We start from the raw sequence: 23,606 nt of genomic DNA on the forward strand, positions 1-23,606 counted from the left end.
TTCATTTACATTAGGTTTGCCGGGTATTTTAAGACAAAAAGCACTTTTATGGATAAGTTATCCTTATTACAGGACAAGATAAGCCAGGCGATGCAGGGCGGTGGCGAAAAGCGCATTGAAAGCCAGCATAAGAAAGGCAAACTGACTGCCCGCGAGCGTATCCAATTACTTTTGGACGAAGGCTCATTTGAAGAAGTAGGCATGCTTGTTACACACCGCAGCCGCGACTTTGGTATGGATAAAGAAGTATACCTTGGTGATGGTGTTGTGACAGGTTACGGCACCATCAACGGCAGGCTTACCTATGTTTTCTCACAAGACTTTACCGTTTTCGGGGGTAGCCTGTCAGAAACACATGCTGAAAAGATATGTAAGATAATGGACCTGGCTGTGCAGAACGGAGCACCACTTATAGGCCTGAACGATAGTGGCGGTGCCAGGATACAGGAAGGTGTAGTGTCATTGGGTGGCTATGCCGATATCTTCCACAGGAATGTAAAAGCTTCCGGTGTTATACCTCAGCTTTCTGCCATCATGGGGCCATGCGCCGGTGGTGCGGTATACTCGCCTGCAATAACAGACTTTATCCTTATGGTAGAACATACTTCATACATGTTCGTAACAGGGCCTAACGTGGTAAAAACCGTTACTCACGAGACCGTGACCAGCGAAGAACTGGGTGGAGCACAAACACATGCTTCCAAGTCCGGCGTTACACATTTTGCCTGTGCCAACGAGGTAGCTTGTATAGAGAACCTGAAACAACTGCTGAGCTACATGCCGCAAAACTGCGAAGATGATGCCCCTGTATATGCATATGATATCGCTGACGAGAAACGCCCGGTATTGAACGACATTATTCCTGATAACCCTAACCAGCCTTATGACATGAAGGAGGTGATAGAGCAGGTGGTTGATACAGACTCGTTCCTTGAAGTACATAAGAACTACGCTGAGAATATTGTTGTCGGTTTTGCACGTATCGGCGGTCGTAGCATTGGCATTGTGGCCAACCAGCCTGCCAGCCTGGCTGGTGTACTGGATATTGACTCAAGTAAGAAAGGTGCCCGCTTTGTTCGTTTCTGCGATGCCTTTAATATTCCGTTACTGGTATTGGTAGACGTTCCGGGCTTCCTGCCGGGTACAGACCAGGAATGGCATGGCATCATCACCAATGGTGCTAAACTGTTGTATGCACTTAGTGAAGCAACCGTACCTAAAGTAACCGTCATTACCCGCAAAGCATATGGAGGTGCTTATGATGTAATGAACTCTAAACACATCGGCGCCGACCTGAACTACGCTTGGCCTACTGCTGAAATTGCCGTAATGGGTGCCAAAGGTGCTGCGGAGATCATATTTAAGAAAGAGATAGCCGAAGCTGCTGACAGCGAAGCAAAACTGAAGGAAAAAGAACAGGAATATATTGACAAATTCGCTAATCCTTATGGTGCTGCCGCCCGTGGATTCATTGATGAGGTGATACTACCTGATGCCACACGCGAAAAACTCATAAGAGCTTACAAAATGCTTGAGAACAAAGTAGAACTCAGGCCTAAACGCAAACACGGCAATATTCCTTTATAAAGAAGATATAATAAAAATACGGCTCAACAAGAAGCCGTATTTTTATGTTCGGTAACCTGTGTTGAACATCTTACATAAAGTACTTGACTGGGTATTATATACCAGTCTTTTTGCAGCATTTTGTGCTGTCGGGCTTTGTATGAGCACCGAGCGCCTGTTACTGAATGATATTCCACCACTCTACTCCTCTCTGCACTTGCTGGTATTCAGCAGTACATTGCTGGTGTATAATGTACACTACCTGGTAAAAAAATCAACACCGGAGCTATCAGACAGGTTTGGCTGGTCAGAACATCACAGGCTTTGGCACTACCTTTTGCTCAGTGCGGGACTTGTTGGTTGTATCGTATCAGTTTTCTTGTTGCCACTGAAAATACTGGTAGCCTGCGGAGTACTCGCACTGCTTTCATTTTCTTATTCTATCCCGCTGTTGCCTATCAGCAACCCTAAAAGGCTGAAAGATTTCGGATGGATAAAGATAACCGTACTTACTACAGTCTGGACCATCGTCACCAGTGTGCTACCCATACTTGACCACGACATGAATATATCAGATTATCCATACGAGATACTGATGCGTTTTGTATTCATGCTTACACTCTGTGTTGCATTCGACATCAGGGATATGCAGACCGATATGGACGCTGGTATTGCTACCCTGCCTAATATGATAGGTATTAAAGGCAGCTACAGGGTTATGAGCGCATCCATGATATTATTTATCATCATGAGCTTTGTACAGTACATCAGGCACCCCTCACATCTGAGGCTGGGCGCTGAGCTGTTTGTTGCTGCAGCAGTAAAACTTGTGATCGACTATGCACGCAAACATCCCTCAGACAGGGCTTATCTAGGATTGGTAGACGGCATGATGATGCTCTACGCCATCCTTGTATTATGGCACTAAAAAAGCCGGTCTTCACTAGACCGGCCTTAATTATTCATTCAGTTCAATTTATTGTTTCACTATCGGCATTACACGTGTGCTGCCGTCTTTATGTATCTGCATAAAGTAATTGCCCGGTGCCCAGTTTGAGGTATTGAATGTGCCGGTATACTTCGCAGGACTGATATACAATTTACTTTGGCTTACAATAGCACCTGTGTAACTGTACACAGTAATATCATAGTACCCCTCTTCGGCTTTATTCATATCCAAAGTGAGTATATCCTGCACAGGATTCGGATAAGTTTTGAAAACGACCTCCTTAGACACCTGGCCAACAGACGTCTTATCAACCAGGTTGAGCGAGAAGGTAGTACCAACAACATCCCCGGTAGATAAACCATCATTATTTACGGCTGTAAATATTGCATACATAGTTATAGCACCCACGCCCGAAGAAGGGGCTGTCCATTCAAATTTAGTCTCAAACATATCTAACGCCGTCTTGGCTACCGGTACTTTATGTTCTGCAATGGTTGGTATGGCTGAAGGATAACCGTGCGCGTTTGCCGAAAAACCACCATATGTACCCACCTCAGACGAATCTGATTTTTTCAGTGCCACGGTCTGGAAGCCAAAATGACTTGAGGTAGCGGCCCCGGTCAATGTTACATAATAAACTTCACCTGCTTCGTAAGAAGTTACCAGCGGGCCATTAAGCCCGGTACTTTTTTTACGCAGCTCAATGGTTCCGGAAGGGGCTGTAAATACGCCTCCGGAATGACAACCGGCTTGCGCGCAGGTACCATTAGCCTTAGGGCTACCCGTTACATTACCAATAGAATTATTGGCCGGGCCGGTCATATAACTGGAAAAGGTAAGTGCTGAAAATGCTAAAATGGATGAAATAAGTAGAGTTCTTTTTCTCATAAGCAAAAAAATAATTCGTTAGAAAATCGTTTACATGTTTTCAGTTTATCTTTGCGCGAATGGCACAGAATAAACTGGTACGCTTCGAAGCGATAAATAAATATACGAATGTTTTGCAATATCCTAAAGACATTAAAGGATCATGGCATACATTTTTCAATAACAATAACCCTATTACGCTGGAGCTGGCTTGTGGCAAAGGAGAGTACAGTGTGAACCTGGGCAGGCAGAACAAAGACAAGAACTACCTGGGTGTTGATATAAAAGGCAACAGGATATACATAGGTGCGAAACAAGCACTAGAGGAAGAATTGACCAATGTAGGATTCTTACGTACCCATATACTGCAGATAGAGGACTATTTTCAACCCGGAGAAATAGAAGCTATATGGATCATATTCCCTGACCCGTTCCTGAGAGAATCCCGCGAAAAGAACCGTCTTACCCACCCCCGCTTCCTGTACAGGTATCAGCATATCCTTCCTCCGGGTGGTGTCATCAACCTGAAAACGGATTCCAAAGAATTGTACGAATATACCCTTGAGGTGATAGCACAGAATAACTGTACGATAAAAGAGAACATTGCTGATATTTATGGCAAAGGGAAAGCTACAGGTCCGCTGGCCATACAGACATTCTATGAAAAAATGCACCTGGCCGAAGGACGTACTATTTATTATCTTGCCTTTACCCTGCCCGAAACGGAAATAGAAGTAGAAGAACGATACAAAACACACAAGGCCATTGACACCAGAGATTGATTATTATATCAACGAAGAAGGAATGCTGGTATTTACCGAGCACTTCCACCTTGAAAGGGGATTTTGTTGCGGCAGGGGTTGCCGCCACTGCCCGTACGACTATATCAATGTGCCGGAAGTGAAACGCAATAATCTGCTGGCAGCCCGCAAACAACATGAAGAGAAACGAAACCAATAAAGAAAGTATCTACGAGGCCATATACGATGTGGTTCGTTGCGTGCCCAAAGGCAGGGTTACCACCTATGGTGCAGTATCGGCTGCTATAGGAGTCAAATCCGGTGCGCGTATGGTTGGTTATGCTATGAATCTGTCGCACAATGCAAAACCTAAAGTGCCCGCTCACAGGGTAGTGAATCGCAACGGTATGCTATCAGGTAAACACCATTTTTCGCCTCCTGAACGCATGCAGCAACTACTGGAAAAAGAAGGTATCGAAGTAAAGGATGATACAATAGCGGATTTCAAAACCTTATTCTGGGATCCGCTCACTGAAATTGAACTATAGAACATTACATTTTCTGCTCATCAACCGTATGCAGCCAATGGCTGTCTGCCAGGTATTTCTGCTCCGGGTAGAAGATAAATAAGCAGGTACCTCCCTTGGTCATATCAATAAGTTGCGGAGCAATTTCATTGCTTACAGCAGGGCAACCCCAACTGCGCCCCAGCCTGCCTGTGCCGGCAATAAAATCACTGCTTACATATCCTGCGCCATGTACTACTATCGTGCGTTCATATGCTGCAGAGTTATATCCTTGGTCCATGCCATGCAGGTAAAGCGATAGTCCATGCTGTCCGTGATAGGTATCGCCTGTTACATAAAAGCCCAGGCTGCTTTTATGTGAGCCTTCTTTATTGGAAAAATATTTTGCGTGTTCTTCGCCGGTGCCCTGCCCATGGGCTACATAAGTATTCAGCAATACTTTCTTAGCCTGAAGGTCAATCACCCAAAGCCTTTTCTTATTGGCAGATAGTGAATAGTCACATACAGTTATCAGTTTTTTGCCATCATTCAGTTTATGTTCTGCTTTCAGGTTAAGGTACCCGGTCATGGCATTCATGAACACATAATAATCCAGCCTTTCGCTACCATTGAAATCTATCTGCCTGTATAATGAGGATATGGCATTAGATGTAATTGAAACAGGAGCATCAGGTTCGTGCGCGGTAACATTCATATTACCTGCAAGTGTGAATATTGTTAAAATGTAAACTAATGTTCTTCTCTTCATTTGTAGGGGTAACCATGTACGTGAGTGGTTATATTCAAAGATAACAATTTATCATCTGTTCTCAAATAAAGCTGTACCTGTTTAACAACAAATTACCATTTTATGCATACACCAAATACACATATAGGTGTAAGTTATACATAGCTCCGAAATCCCTCGTTTTTTCCTTACATTTGGCGGTCTTTAAAAATATTTAAGTTCTATGAAAGAAGTGTATATCATATCCGCGGTCCGTACCCCTATGGGTAGCTGGGGCGGTTCTCTGAAAGATTTTTCTGCCACCAAACTCGGTTCATTCGCAATAAAAGGCGCAATAGAAAAAGCAGGTGTTGCACCTGAAGAAGTGAACGAAGTTTTCATGGGTTGTGTTATGCAGGCCAACCTCGGCCAGGCACCTGCACGCCAGGCAGCTTTGTTTGCGGGCCTGCCCAACAGCATACCTTGTACTACCGTAAACAAAGTATGTGCCAGTGGTATGAAAGCAGTTATGCAGGGCGCACAAGCTATCATGCTGGGCGATGCAGACGTAGTAGTTGCAGGTGGTATGGAAAGCATGAGTAATGTACCTTTCTACAACGACAAAGTACGTTGGGGAAACAAGTATGGCAACATCACACTGATAGACGGCCTGGCAAAAGACGGCCTGACAGATGTGTACAACAACTACCCTATGGGTAACGCTGCCGAACTTTGCGCAAGCGAGTGCAACATCAGCCGCGAAGCACAGGATGAGTTTGCTGTTGAAAGTTACAAACGCAGCCAGGCTTCTGTAGAAGGTGGTAAGTTCGACAACGAGATCATCCCGGTTGAGATACCTCAACGTAAAGGAGACCCTATAGTTTTTGCTAAAGATGAAGAGCCTTTCAACGTTAAGTTCGATAAGATACCTGCTCTGAAATCTGCTTTCACAAAAGATGGTTCTGTAACAGCGGCTAACGCCAGCACGATGAACGACGGCGCTGCTGCACTGGTACTGATGAGCAAAGAAAAAGCTGAAGCTCTGGGACTGAAACCTATAGCCAAAATAAAAGGCTATGCAGATGCCGCACAGGCGCCTGAATGGTTCACCACATCACCTGCATTGGCTGTGCCTAAAGCAGTAGCAAAAGCAGGCCTGAAAATGGAAGACATCTCTTATTACGAGCTGAACGAAGCATTCAGCGTAGTAGGACTGGTAAACATGGAGAAAATGAACCTGAAACCTGAGCAGGTGAATGTGAACGGTGGTGCCGTAGCTATGGGTCACCCATTGGGTGCCAGTGGTGCGCGTATACTGGTTACACTCATCAACGTACTGGAGCAAAACAACGCTAAGTACGGTGCGGCCGGTATCTGTAACGGTGGTGGCGGTGCCAGCGCTGTAGTGATTGAAAAAATGTAATACAACTACATTAACATAAAATAAAATGGTGCGGATGTCCGCACCTTTTTATTTTATACCAACTGTCGAGAAATAAAAGCAGTAACACCTATATCTTTGCGAGTATAGTCATTTTCCTTAGGTCGTATATAATAACCTGTGGCTGGTCATTTTTGTCATGTGTACCACTCTTGTCAGAATCTTCGTATCCTGTTATCACTATAGTTCCTGTTTGCTTTTTAAGTATCCAGCCGGTTGCAAAGTGAGTTTCTTCAGTCAACATCTGCTTCCCGTCTGTTGATAATACAACTAACCTTTTGGCATCTCCCCAATTCGCATCTTTATCTTTATCAGTATTGAATTTACCAATCGTTACTACTACCCTGTTCACGCCAATGCTATCTAATATTATTTGTTCAATATTGGTTATATACTCATCCTTAGCAAAATCAATTTGCTTATGCTCTCCATTTTTAGCATTCACAAATAATATGTGCCTGCTTCCTACTCGCATTTTATGATGGTCTTCAACCGAAGCAAGCACATAATCTGTCCCATTCAGTTCTACAAGTTTATTGTACGTAACATAACTATGCTTGGCCTGTCCGAATGAATACATTGAGACGAATAGACATAAAAAAAAGAAAAGTGTTCTCATAACAGGTATTTTATAGTTTAAACGCAATATTCGTATTTAGCGTATGTCAAAGCATAGAGAAAATATCAACTTTTATTTGTTACAACCCTCCCATCTTACAAACCTTCTTAAACTCTGCCGGTTTCACTTTTCCAACTGACAACCTTGACAAACGTACCAGGTCCATATCTGCCAGGTCTTTCTCTGCTTTTATTGCTTCCAGCGTTACCGGGTTGGGCATATCCTTAACAGGCTTCAGGTCTACCACCACCCATGCAGGGTTATCAGTAGTAGGGTCCTGGTAAGCTGTTTTCACCACCTCGGCAATACCCACTATCGCCAGCCCCTCATTACTATGATAAAAGAAGACCTGGTCGCCTTTTTGCATATCCCTCAGATTGTTACGTGCCGCATAGTTGCGCACGCCATCCCAGAATGTCTTCTTCTCTTTTTTAAACTGCTCCCAGCTATATTTGAATGGTTCTGATTTTACCAGCCAGTAATTCATAGTTTGTATTGATTTGTCTTACTAAAATATCCTATTTATCCCTTTGCAGCAAATACGATGCGAGTTGATACAGTGGTTGCTTCCGCTCATCAGGCACGTCTATATCTTCCAGGTTGGCAAATGCTTTGTCTGAGTAATGAGCAACCGCTTCCCTGCAAGCTACATCCGCACCTGTATTCGTGTACAACGACAACATAGCAGGCACCTTCGTTGCATCATCTCTTTTCAGCAATGCTTCTATAGCCGTATGCTGCAATGTGTTCGCTCGTTCAAAGGCGTTCAGCAGCAGGTATGTTTTTTTGTTAGCAATAATGTCGCCGCCATTTTGTTTACCCAGCTTTTCAGTATCGCCAAAAGCATCCAGGTAGTCGTCCTGCAATTGGAATGCGATACCCACATTCTTCCCGAATTCGTACAGTTTTTCTGCATTTTCTACGGTGGCACCGCCAAGTATGGCACCCATTTTCAGGCTGCACGCCAGCAGTACCGATGTCTTCAAGGTGATCATGTGTATATATTCATCTATCGACACATCATCTCTCTGCTCAAAATCCATATCCATTTGCTGCCCTTCGCACACTTCTATCGCAGTCGTATTGAACAGTTCAAGCAATACCTGCAAATGTGGTTGTATCTTGGCCAGTTGCGCGTAAGCATAAATGCACATCACGTCACCACTCAGTATACCCGCGGTTAAACCATATTTAGCATGTATCGTAGGATTCCCCCTGCGCAAAGGAGCCTTATCCATTATATCATCATGTATAAGCGTAAAGTTGTGGAACAGCTCAATGGCCGCAGCTGCATTCCACGCGTCCTCATTTATCTCGCCAAACACCTCGTTGCTCATAATGCACAAGGCAGGACGAACCCGCTTGGCACCCAATGCCAGCAAGTAACGGCATGGTTCATATAAATTGGGGGTCACTGCCGGGAATAGTTGCGGGTCCTGCACCCGCTTTTCAAATTGTTGTACTATCTCTTTAAAATTCTGCATGTATTACTTCTTTCTCCTCGCCGATGTTTTTGCCATCGGCTTTTTTGTACTCTTTTTTATTACTCCTGTCTGCGGAGCCTCCACCAGCATAAAATCCATTTGTCGCTTTTCCAGGTTGGTAGACACTACTCTTATCCTTACTTTATCACCTATACCAAAACGCATTCTTGTGTGCCTGCCCACCAATGCATATTCACTCTCCAGCAGTTCAAAATCATCTATATCTGCCAGGTCTGATATACCAACCATACCCTCGCATTTATGTTCCACCGTTTCTGCCCAGAAACCGAAACTGGCAACACCACTCACTACCGCATCAAACTCGTCGCCAATATAATCCTGCATGAATTCTACCTGCTTGTACTTATTGGCGGCACGTTCACAGTCCATGGCCCTGCGTTCCTGGTCTGAGCAATGGCGGCACTGCTGCTCCAGGTGTTTTATCGGTTTTATATTGTCTTCCAGGCACTGTGCCAATATCCGGTGCACCAGTACATCAGGATAACGGCGTATGGGTGAAGTAAAGTGACAATAGTCCTCGAAACCTAAACCATAGTGGCCTATATTATCGGTAGTATATACCGCTTTCGACATCGTACGTATGCCCAGTGTTTCTAACACATGCTGCTCAGGTTTGCCCTGAGCCAATGCCAGCATCTCGTTGAACGACGCTGCTATAGCCTCCGGTGTCTGAATATTGAACTTGTGCCCGTAACGCGCAGCAAACGTAGTGAACAGTTTCAGCTTCTCTTCATTAGGATCGTCATGCACCCTGTATGGGAAAGGAACCGGCTTACCTTTTACCATGATCTTGGACACATGCTCCGCAACAGTACGGTTGGCCAGCAGCATGAACTCTTCCACCAACTGGTGTGCTTCCTTACTCTCTTTTATCATGATGCCTATCGGCTTGCCATGCTCATCCAGTTTAAAACGTACCTCCTGCGATGAGAAATTGATAGCTCCATGATCGAATCTCTGTTGCCTCAGGTTCTGTGCTATAGTATTCAGCAGCAGCAGTTCTTTCTTATGATCACCTTCACCACCTTCTATCATGGCCTGCACATCCTCATAGGTAAATCTGCGTTTGGAACGTGTAGCAGTACGTCCCAGCCAATAGTCTTTTACCTTACCTGTTTTATTGATAGTGAATACTGCGGAAAAGGTATACTTATCTTCATCTGGCCGCAGCGAACACAATTCATTAGACAGTCGCTCAGGCAACATCGGCAGCACCCTGTCCGGCAGGTACACACTGGTCGCCCTTTTGTATGCTTCTTTATCCAGTGCTGAACCTTCTTCTATATAATGGCTCACATCTGCAATATGCACCCCTATTTCATAATAACCACCCTTTAGTGTCTTTACAGAAATAGCATCATCAAAATCCCTGGCATCTACAGGGTCAATGGTCAGGGTTAGTTCATCACGCATATCCCTGCGTGTTTGCACATCTTCTTTACTTACTCCTTCAGGATATCGTGCCGCCTCTTCCATAACGTCGTCAGGAAAGGTGAGCGGGAAACCATTCTCAACAAGTATCCCCTGCATAGCTATCTCATCTGCCGTTTCATTGGTCAGCACACTTATCACCTCCCCCACAGGGTTCTTCGATTTACCAGTCCACTCCACTATCCGGGCTATACACTTGTCCCCCTGACCTGCACCGTTCAGCAGATGCAACGGTATAAAAATATCTACCGGCATTTTATCCGAATCGGGCACAAGGAAGGCAAAATGCTTATGCACTTCTATCCTGCCGCTGAACTCAGATTGTTTTCTTCTTATCACATCTACCACCACACCTTCCGGCCTTGCGCCGAACTTCTTGCCTCTCGTAGACACCTCTACTCTCACCTCATCTCCGTTCAGTGCATTATTTATATTTTCCCTTTTAACAACAATATCTTTAGGCTGCCCTTCTACCATTACATACCCCAGGCCACTGCGGGTTACTTCTATAGTTCCCTTATACACTACTTTCCCGCCGCTGTTGGTATTTTTCCTTTTACTATTCTTCCTCGCCATAATACATCATATTATTTTCGTTAATGGTACGCTCGGTATAGTTTAAAATTAATTGATCGAACGCACTTCCTCTATTAAATAAAAAAGAAACCTGTATCGGTAGCACGGCAATGGTCACGCCCCACTCTTTCAGCTTTTCCGCATGCAGGTATAACCTGGCAGCATCCTTCTCTGTGGTTACTATTATCTTATCACCCGCGTCCCAGTTCTTATGGGTTTCCTGTACCTCCTCTATATCCTTCTTCAAAAAGTAATGATGATCAGGATATGACAACACATGCACTTCTTTGGCCTGTGCTTCCAGGTATTGTATCAGCGGTGCCGGTTTGGCTATGCAACAAACCAGTATTATGTTCTTGCCTGTCAGCGTTAGCTTTTCCCCGGTAAACAGGTCATATGGAGTTTCGTAGAACATTTTGGTGAAGAACACTTGTTGATGTTGCTGCGGGTTGATGTTTCGGGTTATCTCATCTGCCTCTTGCGTCGTAATATTATCCGGGCACTTTGAAACAATTACCACGTCTGCTCTTTTGTACGCCTGTCTGTTTTCCCTGAGTGTTCCCGCCGGCAGTATCCTGTCTTTGTAAAAGGGTTTGGCATGATCGGTGATCAAAATATTCACACCCGGTTTTACTGACCGGTGCTGAAATGCATCGTCCAGCAACACTACCTCCGTCAGCGGACGCTGTTGCAACAGCTTGGGTATACCTGTCATACGCTCTTCGGCAACGCTAACAGTAAGACCGGGGAATTTCATATGATATTGCATAGGCTCATCACCTATCCGCAATGCATTTGTTTCCGCATCAGCCAGCAAAAAACCCTGGGTACGTCTTTTATACCCCCTGCTCATCGTTGCAGTCCTGAATTGGTATTGCAGCAGTCGAATAAGGTACTCAATATGCGGTGTCTTACCCGTACCCCCAACTGACAGGTTGCCTACACTGATCACGGGAACACTGAATTCAATGGACGAATAAAACCCACTGTCATACAGGCGGTTCCTCATCCATACTACAGCACCATATATCAGCGCAAGCGGGTACAGGAAAATACGAACCGCAGCAAATATGTAGTACAAGACATTTCCCTGCCTCATACACAAGCCTTTTTATATAACATAGATAATATATGCGTCACTCTGTCAACTATTAAAGGTACTCAACTACAACAAAACTAACTCAAATAAACATCCTGTTGTTCATATTACACACAATGCATTGCAATACACTCAAATAAATAATATTAATATACCCCAACTGTTAATTAATATTAACAGTCTTGTATCTTATCAGATTTACCTTTTCAACACTCATCCGGATACGTTAAATGAACTCAAGAATACCTGTTGCAAGCCCTGGAGCAATTTACCTGGTTGCGTTACTGCTTCTTTTCCTATGTCCTGAATTACAGGCACAGACAGTATTTTGTCCGCCTAATATCAATTTCGAACAGGGTAACCTGGGCGTTTGGGAGTTTTACAGCGGTTCCTGTTGCCCCATTAACACACCTACTCCTGGCGTAATAACAGGCAGGCACACTCTTACTTCAGGTACTGCCGTTGACCCTATTGCAGGCTTCCCTGTAGTAGCTCCTGCCGCCGGGTTATTTTCAGTAAAACTGGGCAACCAGACAACGGGCGCACAGGCAGAACGTGCACGGTATTATGTACAGGTGCCTACTTCTTCCAGTACTTTCATTCTGACCTACCGATATGCGGTGGTATTCCAGGACCCGGGGCATCCATCCAGTGCACAACCACGCTTCGAGGTAAAAGCATATGATTCGGCTACTTCTACTCCTCTACCTTGCAGCCAATATACTTATGTATCTTCTTCCAGCATACCGGGCTTTTTACAAGCCGGTAACAGCAGTACTTATTATCTGCCATGGACAACGGGCACTATCAATCTTTCGGCATACCAGGGGCAAACAATAGCCATAGACTTTGCCGCAGGCGATTGTGGTTATGGCGGTCACTATGGATATGGTTACATTGACATGAACTGTGGTGTTTTTGAGATCGCTCCTACCAGGTGCGACCCTAATACCAACAACATAACCCTCAATGGCCCTCCGGGCTATCAGTCGTACCAATGGAGAGACTCAGCTTTGACGACGATATTGGGCAATCAACAGGCATTTACCACACCCATGCCGGGCACCCCCACTGTCTATGCCGTGATAGTTACACCCTATCCCGGTTTCGGGTGCAAAGACACTATATATACTGTTTTTAAAACACCTGTGAATTCAAATACGAGCATTACCTATGCTGACACGAATGTGTGTGAATATGACGTGGCTACTATCTATCCGCAGGTCAGCGGAAGCGGTGCACCTTTCACATATCAGTGGGCGCCTTCTACCGGGCTGAGTTGCAACAATTGTGCTAACCCTGTATTTTCCGGGCTCACTACCACCCAATATATATTCAGTGTCACCAACCAACAAGGATGTACGGTTAAAGACACGATCGTAATAAATGTAGACACAGTAGAAAAAGCAGACCTGTCGGCTCCCGTCGACAGCATTTGTATGCGCGACAGTATCGTCATCACCAACGCAAATCTGAAAAGTGTACTCAATACAGGACAGTCATGGAATACTGCAGGAGGCAACATACTGGCAGGAGGCGGCAATGCTAATTTCGTTAAACTGCACTGGACCACACCAGGCATCAAGAGGGTGATACTCAACTGCATTAAAAACATATGCAGTTACTCTGACACCTTCACCGTTTTTGTCAAACCGGATTTCACTTTTACTGTTCCGCCCCCCGATACAATGTGTACCGGCGAGCAGCTGCAATTGACCACTACTAATACAAGTACCATAAATCTCACTTATCAATGGACTCCATCAACCGGGCTGAGCTGCAATAACTGCCCTGCGCCATTTGCCAGCCCAACCACAACAACACTATATAAAGTAGTCGCAAACAACCAATATGGTTGCTTTGACTCAGGACTTATCAGGATATCGGTTGACACAACAACAGAGTCTGTATTAAAAACCGTTTCTGACAGCATTTGCCTGAACAAAAGCGCCGATATATTTAACACGGGGAATAACCCCTTTACTGCCTACTACGTATGGGGTGTAGACACAGGACAGATCACTTACGGATTGAATACTGATAGCATCAACGTATTCTGGACAACACCTGGTTATAAAACGGTAAAAATCCGCTCTACACAGGGCATTTGTGTCAGCTCAGATAGTATACAGATATATGTTATCGATCATCCTTACGCCTCATTCGAGGTAAGTTCAGAAGGTTGTATCAATGAACCTGTTGATCTGTTTCCGGCTTTCAGCAATGGCTTCTATCACTGGAGCATTACCGGGCAGAGCATTGCAGATACCAATTTTAAAGAATCATACAGGCTCACATGGCCGACAGAAAGTACAAATGATATTAAACTCACGCTTACCTACCTCATATGCACCACCTATTATGAGAAACAGGTAGCCATACACGCTCACCCTATCGCAGATATATCTGTTAACAACTATGATGATATTTGCAAGGGCAAAGAATTTACTATGAGAGCTACAAGAGGAAGCAGGTACCAATACTCATGGCAACCCGCATTAGCTTTCAGCAACAATAACCAACCAGACGTCACTGCCAGGGCCGAAAGAACAGAACTTTATACATTACAGGTAACCAATCAATGGGGTTGCTCTTCATATGATTCTGTACTGATAGAGGCTTCACCTTGCTGTGACATTTTTATGCCTGACGCCTTTACCCCGAATAATGACGGTCATAACGACACTTACTGGTCGCCAGACATTAACAAACATACCCTGGTGCGATTTATGATAGCCAACAGGCGCGGACAGGTTGTATACGACTCCAATACCCTTTCATCTGGCTGGGACGGCACATTCAAAGGACAGCCATTGGGACAGGATACATACAACTACTATATACAATACTTATGTAATGGCAAGGAAGAAATGACAAAGAAAGGAACTTTGATATTGCTGAGGTAGACAATTTAGCCGATTTCTTGCCAGATACATTAAATATGTTTATATTAGATAACTTTGCAAACAGTGCGGGTATATTTATTGAGTGGTACAGGCCTTTGCATGGTTTATTATTCAGAACAATACCTTATTAATGAATACCGGTAATATCACAATAAAACAAGCACCAGGTACACGAACGATCAGCTCTATACTACTCGTCATTATCTGCATGTGGACACAGTTTGGCCAGGCACAAACTATATTCTGCCCCCCTAATATCGATTTTGAATTGGGCAATCTCAGTAACTGGGAATTTTTTACAGGTAGCTGCTGCCCTATTGCGGTTACACCTTCTGGGGTAGTGACCAACAGGCATACGCTTACCAGTGGTAATAATACTGACCCATTTGGAAAGTTCCCTATCGTGGCCATATCCGGTGGTTCTTATTCGTTGATGCTGGGCAACGATATTAATGGCGCGCAGGCTGAGCGCGCACGCTACTATGTACATGTCCCGAATACTGCTGGCAAACATGTGTTGCTATACAGGTATGCCATTGTAATGCAGGACCCCGGCCATAGCCCGAACGACCAACCTCGTTTTGAGGTTGAAGCTTTTGACTCTGCAACGAATGCACAACTGCCGTGCTCACATGTAACCTATGTTTCTTCATCCAGCCTTCCCGGCTTCGTACAATCTAAATACAGCCTGGGGACACCGGTATTCTATAAGCCCTGGACTACCGCTACTATCGACCTGTCAGGTTATATCGGTCGAACAGTGGCTATACAATTTTCATCTGCCGATTGCGGTGCCGGCGGACACTTCGGGTACGGGTATATCGATATGAATTGCGGTCTTTTCCAGATAGAAGGCACGATCTGCGATTCGGCTGTAGGGCAGATCACACTGAACGGCCCGCAGGGTTACCAGTCATATGAATGGCGGGATGCTACACTTACCACTGTATTAGACACCACGCAGACACTCATAATTCCAACTCCCTCTGTAGGTACACAATTTGCGGTTATCCTCACTCCATATCCGGGTTTCGGCTGCAAGGATACACTCTATACAACATTTACGGCTCCGGTTCACTCATCCGTTAGTGTCAATGCATATGGCGATACCACTATATGTATCGGAGCAAAAACAAATATCAGGGCTATTGCCAGTGGTGGCGACGGGCCTTATACTTACCAATGGTCTCCTCCAAAAGGACTAAGCTGCACCTTCTGCGATAACCCCACACTCACAGGATCTGCTGCAGGGGTATATACTGTCATAGCAAAGAATATACTTGGCTGCACTGACACCGGGTATGTAACCATAGGGATAGACAGCTTTGTAAAAGTGAAACTGGTGGCCGATGATACCATTTGCGGTACACAACCGATAACCGTTTTCAATGCACTATCAAACAATCCCCCGGGTAAAACACAAATTTGGAACACTGGCGGCGGTACGATCATTTCTGGCGGGGGACAGTCAGACACAGCCGTTGTTCAATACACATCCACGGGTGCAAAAAGAATAGCATTGGCAGTTTCAATGGGCGAATGTAACACACAGGATACAGCAGATGTATTTATTGGTACCAGTTATGTCATCACTACATCGCCCAACGATACTGTATGCCCCGGTGCTACGCACCAACTGAATGTTTCATCTAACTCGCCGAACCCGATAAGCTACAACTGGACACCGGCTACCACCTTAAGCTGTAGCCTGTGCAATAACCCCAAGGCAACACCTTTTACCAACGTCACGTACACGGTATATGCTACTGACAACCTGGGCTGTTACGATACAAGTACGGTCAGCTTAACTGTCGATTCTATGACCTTTGCTGACTTTACTATCTCTGCTGATACCATTTGCGTTAACGAGATACTCAGCCTCAGGAACATAGGCAACAACCCCGAGATCATTGGTTACCTCTGGGGAGTTGATTCCGGCAGTATAGTATATGGCGCCGGAACTGACAGCGTTTCTGTATTCTGGGTAACAGGAGGTACGAAAAAGATCATTCATACTACCTACAGGGGTATCTGCAACACATCTGATACTGCCGAGGTATTTGTACTCGAGTATCCGCGACCGGGATTTGAGATCCCCCCGTACGGATGTGCAGGCGAACCTATAATGTTATTCCCGATGGCCGGGCCACCTCATTTCAAATGGTATGTTCAGGAGCAGAACATAGCTGATGAAACATACAGAGATCAGTATGCCCTGACCTGGGATGTGACCGGCACGAAAAAGATCAAGGTAGTGGTCAACGACCATCACTGTGTTGATTCTTTTGAGAAAGAGATAAGCATATACCCGTTCCCGATAGCTGCTATAACTATCGACAACAAAAACCCCATCTGTATAGGCAAAGAATTAAAACTAAAAGCCACAAAGGGAGACCGGTACATTTATGGCTGGGAACCGGCACGGGTTTTCAAAGCCAATAATCAGCCGGATGTTATAGCAACCGTAGAGAGAACAGAAGGTTATTACCTGCAAGTGACCAACCAGTGGGGATGCACTGCCTATGATACAATACTGGTCAATGCAGATGCATGTTGCGACATCCCTGTTGCGGATGCCTTTACCCCCAATGGAGACAGCCACAACGACCGCTTTAAGCTCATCAATATGGACAGGAAAAAACTGGTGCAGTTCATGATCGCCAACAGGCGCGGGCAGATCGTCTTCCAGACAAACAATGTGAACGATAGTTGGGATGGTACTTTTAACGGTAGCCCCCTGGGCCAGGATACATATAACTACTATATAAAATACATTTGCAACGACAGCGAAGAGGTTGTTAAGAAAGGAACCGTCATCTTGCTTCGTTGATGCATCTTGGTATTATATAAGGTAAAGAACTGTTTTCTTTTTACTTTTGCAGCATTCTATGGCTGACAATAATCGTTATAACCAGCGTGGCGTTTCCGCTCAGAAAGAAGACGTACACCGCGCTGTATCGAAACTGGACAAGGGATTGTTCCCCAATGCATTCTGTAAGGTATATCCCGACTATTGGGGCGGTGATGACGCATACTGCAACCTGATGCATGCAGATGGTGCGGGAACCAAATCCATACTCGCATATATGTACTGGAAAGAAACCGGGGACATAAGCGTGTGGAAAGGTATAGCCATAGATGCTATCGTGATGAACACAGACGACCTGCTGTGCGTAGGCGCTACAGGGCCATTCACTTATTCGTCAACCATAGGCCGAAACAAGAACCTGGTACCCGGCGATGTCATCTCCGAAATAATAAACGGCACACAGTCATATTTCGACACGTTAAGGGAATATGGAATTGACATAAAATTCCTGGGAGGAGAAACAGCCGACGTAGGGGATGTGGTAAGGACAGTTATTGTTGATGGTACAATGGCCTGCCGTATGAGGCGCGACAAGCTGGTAACTACCGAAAAAATGAAGCCCGGAGATGTTATCGTTTCCCTGGCAAGTTATGGTCAGGCAACTTACGAAACTGAATATAACAGTGGTATGGGCAGCAACGGCCTTACCAGTGCCCGTCACGAAATGCTCAGCAAACAATATGCTGTTAAATATCCCGAAAGTGTAGACCCGAACCTGCCCGAAGAGGTGGTGTACAACGGTAAGTACAGCCTTACCGACCCTACCGAAACAGGACTGGATATAGGCAAAATGATCTTATCGCCTACCCGCACCTATGCGCCCGTTGTTCTACAAGTATTGGAAAAACATTTTGATGCCATACATGGCATTATCCACTGTAGTGGTGGCGGACAAAGTAAATGCCTGCACTATCTGCCCCAACCGCTCAGGGTTGTCAAAAACAACCTCTTACCCACCCCTCCTTTATTCAGAATGATACAGGAGTCGGCTGGAACAGATTGGCGCGAAATGTACCAGGTGTTCAATATGGGACAAAGGTTAGAACTGTTTACCGACAAGGATACAGCTGAAAGCATTATAGAAATTGCCCGTAGCTTTGGCATAGACGCCTGCATTTCAGGCTATGTAGAGGCTGCTGAAAAGAAAGAAGTGGTCATAGAAAGCCCGCACGGAACCTTTTCGTATGAATAATGTTAGTTTTTATAGTTAAATAAACCGGAAACAATATTATTGGCATAATCTGTGCTATATTACCCAAAAAACATTTTATGAATATCAAAACTCTGTTCATTACCATTATCTGCATTGGTTCATTTTCTTTTGCATATGCACAGGACGAACTGCATAAGAAGAACGGCGACGTGATGGATGTAAAAGTAATAGAAGTGGGTCCCAAACTCATCTCCTATCAAAAATCCGATAACCTGGATGGCCCTATTTATAAAATAGAGAAGGACCATGTATCCCACATCGTATACGCCAATGGCAGCGAAGACAACTTTGCCCCCGTAAGAGCTGAAAGGGAAACAAGCCACAGGAAACAGGTGAAATACGGTAACAACATTGTAAGCTTCATCCCTATGGAGATCACCTCAGGTGTTGGCATAGGCCTGTCTTACGAGCGTGTTATCGATAAAAAGACGGGTATTCTGAGCTTTTACATGCCGGTAACTATTGCTTTTGCAAATGATAACTACGACCCCGTTCTCGGAACAACGTCAGGCAACACACCTCCTACCTACTATATTATGCCGGGACTGAAATTCTACCCTACAGGTAGCAAAGGCGTAGTACGTTATGCTGTTGGTCCTAACCTGGCTTACATAAGCGGGCAACAATATTCAGGTACAGAGTTCATCTACGATAATAATGGCAACATCATTGGCCAAACCACTCCGGGTTGGGAACAACGCACGGCACTGGGCATTATGGTCACCAACTCGCTCAACATCAACCCCAATGCACACCTGCACCTGGGGCTGGAACTCGGATTGGGTTTCACTTATTTTGACAAAGTAGGTAATACAAACTTAAATACGAATAGCATTGGCCAGTTCGGCTTTAAGATCGGATACAGATTTTAAGAATAAAATATACCAGGTATGAAAAAGATAGCAATTACAGCACTCACATTGATAGCCATCAACATATTGGCAACATCCTGCAAAAAAGAATATAATTGCGAATGCGATAACTTCAGCACTATTGTTGAAGCGAGCAGCGAATCTGAAGCACAGACAACATGTTCCGCAAAAGGTACCGGCTGCGACATTCAATAGTACACTTATCAAAAAGACCGGATAAAGCCCGTACGGAGAGACCCGTTGCGGGCTTTATTATTGCATACACATTCATTAATAATATATTTACAAATAAGAGTATGATTTTTAAAAATCTTGTTCTATTTTGGCACCATTAACAAAAAACCATTTTATATGAAAAAAGCTCTATTAATCGCATCCGCCCTGGTGATCACATTTGGTATGACTTCTTGTAAGAAGAAGTGGACTTGCGAATGCGAAGACCCTGCTGACAACTTCGAGATCGAAGCAGTTAAATCTGTAGCTAAAACTACATGTGAAGGTACTACACCTGTTACAGGTAATGTTACCGGCTGCCACCTGAAGTAGTATTACTGCTTCAGCCTATAATATCTGCTAAGATATTAAAAAGAAGTCCCGCTCATATAACATGGCGGGACTTCTTCATTTTACACGTTTATGTTTACTAACCCTATCTTAGCCTATTCTTCTACCGGCTGCAAAGCAGTCCTTATCTTGCCCTCTACTTCTGCCATCATCTCAGGATTGTCCAGCATGAAAGTTTTAACCGCTTCCCTGCCCTGGCCTATCTTGGCATCGCCGTAGCTAAACCATGAGCCGCTCTTGTTCAGTATACCCAGGTCTACACCCATATCTATTATCTCGCCCACCTTGCTTATGCCCTGTCCGAATATAATATCGAACTCAACCGTGCGGAATGGCGGTGCGACCTTGTTTTTCACCACCTTTACACGGGTACGGTTACCACTGGCCACATCACCGTCTTTTATCTGGCTTATTCTACGAATGTCTAAACGTACAGAAGCGTAGAACTTCAGCGCATTACCACCCGTTGTGGTTTCCGGATTGCCAAACATCACACCTATCTTCTCCCTGAGCTGGTTGATGAAGATACAGCAGCACCCCGTACGGTTGATAGTAGCCGTAAGCTTACGCAGCGCCTGGCTCATCAGCCTGGCCTGCAGGCCCATTTTACTATCGCCCATTTCGCCTTCCAGTTCTCCCTTAGGTACCAGTGCGGCTACAGAGTCAATAACCACCACGTCCAGTGCGCCTGAAGATATCAGCCTGTCAGCTATCTCAAGTGCCTGCTCACCGTAGTCCGGCTGAGAAATGATGAGGTTATCTACATCCACCCCCAGTTTGCGGGCATAGCTGGCGTCAAAAGCGTGTTCAGCATCTATTATTGCGCAGATACCACCCTTTTTCTGTGCCTCGGCAATAGTATGTATCGCTATCGTTGTTTTACCTGAAGACTCGGGGCCGTATATCTCTATAACACGCCCGCGTGGGAAACCACCAACACCCAAAGCCACGTCTAATCCCAAACTGCCCGTGCTGATCGTATCAATATTTACCTTTTGCTTGTCGCCCAGCATCATTACCGAGCCTTTACCGTAATCCTTCTCGATCTTGTCCAGAGCGAGCTTAAGAACCTTTAATTTGTCATCTGCAGCCATTGTTTATTTGATTTTATGCTAAACTATAATTTTTACAAATATAGTGTGCAATCTTGTACATTTTACACATTTGTACAATAAAGTTATCCACATTTGTATAAATTCAGAAAAATGCCCTTCAGTGGCGGGCAAAAAAAAGGGCCGCATTGCGACCCTTCTTTAATATTATTTACACCTGCCAGGCTATTAGATCCTGAAGTGAGAGAACGCTTTGTTCGCGTCTGCCATACGGTGTGTATCTTCTTTCTTTTTAAAAGCACCACCTTCACCCTTGCTGGCTGCTACTATCTCGTTAGCCAGTTTGTCGGCAATAGTACGGCCGTTACGCTCGCGGCTGTAGCGGATCAACCACTTCATGCTCAGAGAGATCTTACGATCAGGGCGAACCTCCGCAGGTATCTGGAAGGTAGCACCACCAATACGGCGGCTACGAACCTCAACTGCAGGCGTTACATTGGCCAGGGCTTTTTTCCAAACCTCGTAACCGTCTTCGCCGGTAGTTTTGCTCACTTTGTCTATTGCGTCGTAGAATGCTTTCAATACGACGCTCTTGTTACCACCCCACATCAGACAATTAACAAAACGGGTTACCATCTTGTCATTGAACCGTGGATCTGGTGCTAAAGGTATTTTTTTAGCTTGTGCCTTCCTCATTGGATTGTATTATGGCTTATTATTAATTAATATTATTTCTTTTCTTTTGCCTTCTTCGTACCGTACTTAGAGCGGCTCTGCTTACGGTCTTTAACACCCGCAGTATCCAGCGCACCACGAACGATGTGGTAACGTACACCCGGAAGGTCTTTTACCCTGCCACCACGTATCAGTACGATACTGTGCTCCTGCAGGTTGTGGCCCTCACCCGGAATGTAGGCGATAACCTCGATCTTATTCGTCAAACGAACTTTAGCTACTTTACGCAGTGCTGAGTTCGGTTTCTTTGGGGTCGTTGTATAAACACGGGTACAAACTCCACGACGCTGAGGACATGCATCCAAAGCACGCGATTTTGACTTTGTAACAACCTGCTTACGGCCTTTTCTTACTAATTGTTGAATAGTTGGCATTCGTTATACCGTTATTGTTATTTTTTTAAAGGACTGCAAAGGTAATGTAACTTTTACAATCCCGCAAAATAATTGTGGATTATTAATATTATTCCCGCAACCTACATATGGCCGGGCGCCAAAGGTACTGAAAATCCGTGTTTTAGCCACCACCTTCCGGTCATTGCGAGGCACGAAGCAATCTCACGAAACAATTTGATTACCAGATCAATAAGGGAGTTATTTTACATACTGTCGGAAAAAATTTGCCCTTCAGGGGACATCCCGTCACGCCGAGGCGTGACGGGATGTCTTCCTAAAAAATGCTCCCCCTCTTTCGCCACTGCACCACTACATACACCACCATACCTACAAACAACATTACCGGCACCGACGCCGCTATCAAAGTAGTTTTATCCATAACACGGGCATTTTTATTAAGCAACAGTAAGTTACATCCGTTTTTTTGCTCATTTGTCAGCCTTCCGTCATAAGTAACAGCTCCCCTCCTGTTTTTAGGAGGGGATATTGCCACAACCATCTACGATGGTTGTGGCAATCGGGGTGGTTACCCTGCCCACCCATGCCGTCCTGCGAGAAACGAAGCAGCCTCGCGAAACAAGAGCAACATGAGGATCTCCTGAAGTGAAGAGATGTCGCCAAATAGAATGTCACCGAAATGATATTATTCTATACTACTATCTTCGTCATCATAATCAATAAACGCTAACTCTATTTCGTCAATATTTACGGTGCTCCAGTATGCGTCATCCTTCCATTCATGTTGCTGAAAAGCATTCATTAACATTCTGATGTTATCAATTATCTCTTGTTTGCTATTGGCAGTTGTATTGATATAGACATTGCCAACAGCCACAGTCGAAGAGGCGTCAAAACCATTCTTGTCATCTCCCTCTAGATGAAAAATAAGTGTTTCCATATTTCAGTTTGTAGAGTGTTTAAACATGTAAGTTATTGCAAAAAACAATACTAGCACAACTACTCGTTCGGCATAA

The 23,606-nt window shown here is 44.8% G+C and carries 24 protein-coding genes; 12 read left to right on the forward strand and 12 right to left on the reverse strand.

What is annotated here, in order from left to right; genetic code table 11:
• Nucleotides 1–48: 48 nt before the first annotated feature.
• Nucleotides 49–1,587: an acyl-CoA carboxylase subunit beta gene (locus tag H6550_11635; protein MCB9046774.1), complete on the forward strand. Its 1,539-nt coding sequence runs from the start codon at nt 49–51 to the stop codon at nt 1,585–1,587.
• A gap of 58 nt (nt 1,588–1,645) precedes the next feature.
• Nucleotides 1,646–2,494: a hypothetical protein gene (locus H6550_11640; GenBank protein MCB9046775.1), complete on the forward strand. Its 849-nt coding sequence runs from the start codon at nt 1,646–1,648 to the stop codon at nt 2,492–2,494.
• 48 nt (nt 2,495–2,542) lie between these two features.
• Here H6550_11640 and H6550_11645 read toward each other — a convergent pair whose 3' ends face one another.
• Nucleotides 2,543–3,403, reverse strand: a complete 861-nt coding sequence (locus H6550_11645) for a T9SS type A sorting domain-containing protein (protein MCB9046776.1) — start codon at nt 3,401–3,403, stop codon at nt 2,543–2,545.
• Nucleotides 3,404–3,462: 59 nt separating this feature from the next.
• Here H6550_11645 and trmB point away from each other — a divergent pair, with 59 nt between their 5' ends.
• From trmB to H6550_11660, 3 genes are read left to right on the forward strand one after another with little or no spacing between them, the layout of a single operon-like run.
• Nucleotides 3,463–4,164 carry a tRNA (guanosine(46)-N7)-methyltransferase TrmB gene (gene trmB, locus H6550_11650; GenBank protein MCB9046777.1) on the forward strand — a complete coding sequence of 234 codons (702 nt, stop codon included), beginning with the start codon at nt 3,463–3,465 and terminating at the stop codon, nt 4,162–4,164.
• On the forward strand, nt 4,148–4,342 hold the full coding sequence (locus H6550_11655) for a hypothetical protein (GenBank protein ID MCB9046778.1): 195 nt from the start codon (nt 4,148–4,150) through the stop codon (nt 4,340–4,342). Before trmB ends, H6550_11655 begins: the two co-directional genes overlap by 17 nt.
• Nucleotides 4,320–4,670 carry an MGMT family protein gene (locus H6550_11660; GenBank protein ID MCB9046779.1) on the forward strand — a complete coding sequence of 117 codons (351 nt, stop codon included), beginning with the start codon at nt 4,320–4,322 and terminating at the stop codon, nt 4,668–4,670. The genes H6550_11655 and H6550_11660 overlap by 23 nt, the downstream gene beginning before the upstream one ends.
• 4 nt (nt 4,671–4,674) lie before the next feature.
• Here H6550_11660 and H6550_11665 read toward each other — a convergent pair whose 3' ends face one another.
• Complete coding sequence (locus H6550_11665) at nt 4,675–5,397, reverse strand: murein L,D-transpeptidase catalytic domain family protein (GenBank protein ID MCB9046780.1); 723 nt, start codon at nt 5,395–5,397, stop codon at nt 4,675–4,677.
• Between the two features lie 202 nt (nt 5,398–5,599).
• Between H6550_11665 and H6550_11670 the strand changes: the two genes are divergently transcribed.
• On the forward strand, nt 5,600–6,778 hold the full coding sequence (locus H6550_11670) for an acetyl-CoA C-acyltransferase (GenBank protein ID MCB9046781.1): 1,179 nt from the start codon (nt 5,600–5,602) through the stop codon (nt 6,776–6,778).
• Nucleotides 6,779–6,866: 88 nt separating this feature from the next.
• On the opposite strand, the gene H6550_11675 is transcribed toward H6550_11670, so the two are convergent.
• The 5 genes from H6550_11675 to lpxK all read right to left on the reverse strand — a co-directional run bounded on the left by H6550_11675 (nt 6,867) and on the right by lpxK (nt 12,026).
• Complete coding sequence (locus H6550_11675; GenBank protein MCB9046782.1) at nt 6,867–7,415, reverse strand: hypothetical protein; 549 nt, start codon at nt 7,413–7,415, stop codon at nt 6,867–6,869.
• 79 nt (nt 7,416–7,494) lie between these two features.
• Entirely contained in the window at nt 7,495–7,902 is a 408-nt protein-coding gene (locus H6550_11680; protein MCB9046783.1) for an EVE domain-containing protein, read from the reverse strand.
• Nucleotides 7,903–7,933: 31 nt separating this feature from the next.
• A complete protein-coding gene (locus tag H6550_11685) occupies nt 7,934–8,899 on the reverse strand; it encodes a polyprenyl synthetase family protein (protein ID MCB9046784.1) in 966 nt (321 codons plus the stop codon).
• Nucleotides 8,900–8,902: 3 nt separating this feature from the next.
• Entirely contained in the window at nt 8,903–10,927 is a 2,025-nt protein-coding gene (gene rnr, locus H6550_11690; protein ID MCB9046785.1) for a ribonuclease R, read from the reverse strand.
• Complete coding sequence (gene lpxK / locus H6550_11695; GenBank protein MCB9046786.1) at nt 10,911–12,026, reverse strand: tetraacyldisaccharide 4'-kinase; 1,116 nt, start codon at nt 12,024–12,026, stop codon at nt 10,911–10,913. Before lpxK ends, rnr begins: the two co-directional genes overlap by 17 nt.
• A 230-nt stretch (nt 12,027–12,256) precedes the next feature.
• Between lpxK and H6550_11700 the strand changes: the two genes are divergently transcribed.
• The 6 genes from H6550_11700 (at nt 12,257) to H6550_11725 (ending at nt 20,432) form a co-directional block, all read left to right on the forward strand.
• Nucleotides 12,257–14,932 (forward strand): gliding motility-associated C-terminal domain-containing protein, encoded by a 2,676-nt coding sequence (locus tag H6550_11700; GenBank protein ID MCB9046787.1) that lies wholly within the window; start codon nt 12,257–12,259, stop codon nt 14,930–14,932.
• A gap of 130 nt (nt 14,933–15,062) precedes the next feature.
• Nucleotides 15,063–17,762: a gliding motility-associated C-terminal domain-containing protein gene (locus H6550_11705; protein MCB9046788.1), complete on the forward strand. Its 2,700-nt coding sequence runs from the start codon at nt 15,063–15,065 to the stop codon at nt 17,760–17,762.
• Nucleotides 17,763–17,820: 58 nt separating this feature from the next.
• Complete coding sequence (locus H6550_11710; protein ID MCB9046789.1) at nt 17,821–18,993, forward strand: phosphoribosylformylglycinamidine cyclo-ligase; 1,173 nt, start codon at nt 17,821–17,823, stop codon at nt 18,991–18,993.
• 77 nt (nt 18,994–19,070) lie between these two features.
• The gene (locus H6550_11715) at nt 19,071–19,886 is read left to right on the forward strand and encodes a hypothetical protein (GenBank protein MCB9046790.1); all 816 of its coding nucleotides are present in this window, start codon (nt 19,071–19,073) and stop codon (nt 19,884–19,886) included.
• Between the two features lie 18 nt (nt 19,887–19,904).
• Nucleotides 19,905–20,081 carry a hypothetical protein gene (locus H6550_11720; GenBank protein ID MCB9046791.1) on the forward strand — a complete coding sequence of 59 codons (177 nt, stop codon included), beginning with the start codon at nt 19,905–19,907 and terminating at the stop codon, nt 20,079–20,081.
• 156 nt (nt 20,082–20,237) lie between these two features.
• Nucleotides 20,238–20,432 carry a hypothetical protein gene (locus H6550_11725; protein ID MCB9046792.1) on the forward strand — a complete coding sequence of 65 codons (195 nt, stop codon included), beginning with the start codon at nt 20,238–20,240 and terminating at the stop codon, nt 20,430–20,432.
• Between the two features lie 113 nt (nt 20,433–20,545).
• Here H6550_11725 and recA read toward each other — a convergent pair whose 3' ends face one another.
• From recA to H6550_11750, 5 genes are all read right to left on the reverse strand, one after another.
• A complete protein-coding gene (gene recA / locus H6550_11730; GenBank protein MCB9046793.1) occupies nt 20,546–21,544 on the reverse strand; it encodes a recombinase RecA in 999 nt (332 codons plus the stop codon).
• A gap of 186 nt (nt 21,545–21,730) precedes the next feature.
• Nucleotides 21,731–22,198 carry a 30S ribosomal protein S7 gene (gene rpsG, locus H6550_11735; GenBank protein MCB9046794.1) on the reverse strand — a complete coding sequence of 156 codons (468 nt, stop codon included), beginning with the start codon at nt 22,196–22,198 and terminating at the stop codon, nt 21,731–21,733.
• Nucleotides 22,199–22,230: 32 nt separating this feature from the next.
• Complete coding sequence (locus H6550_11740; GenBank protein ID MCB9046795.1) at nt 22,231–22,611, reverse strand: 30S ribosomal protein S12; 381 nt, start codon at nt 22,609–22,611, stop codon at nt 22,231–22,233.
• 295 nt (nt 22,612–22,906) lie between these two features.
• Nucleotides 22,907–23,131 (reverse strand): hypothetical protein, encoded by a 225-nt coding sequence (locus H6550_11745; GenBank protein MCB9046796.1) that lies wholly within the window; start codon nt 23,129–23,131, stop codon nt 22,907–22,909.
• A gap of 144 nt (nt 23,132–23,275) precedes the next feature.
• Nucleotides 23,276–23,530 carry a hypothetical protein gene (locus H6550_11750; protein ID MCB9046797.1) on the reverse strand — a complete coding sequence of 85 codons (255 nt, stop codon included), beginning with the start codon at nt 23,528–23,530 and terminating at the stop codon, nt 23,276–23,278.
• Nucleotides 23,531–23,606: the final 76 nt, after the last annotated feature.

It is taken from the genome of Chitinophagales bacterium (genome assembly GCA_020636495.1).
GTDB lineage: Bacteria > Bacteroidota > Bacteroidia > Chitinophagales > Chitinophagaceae > UBA5543.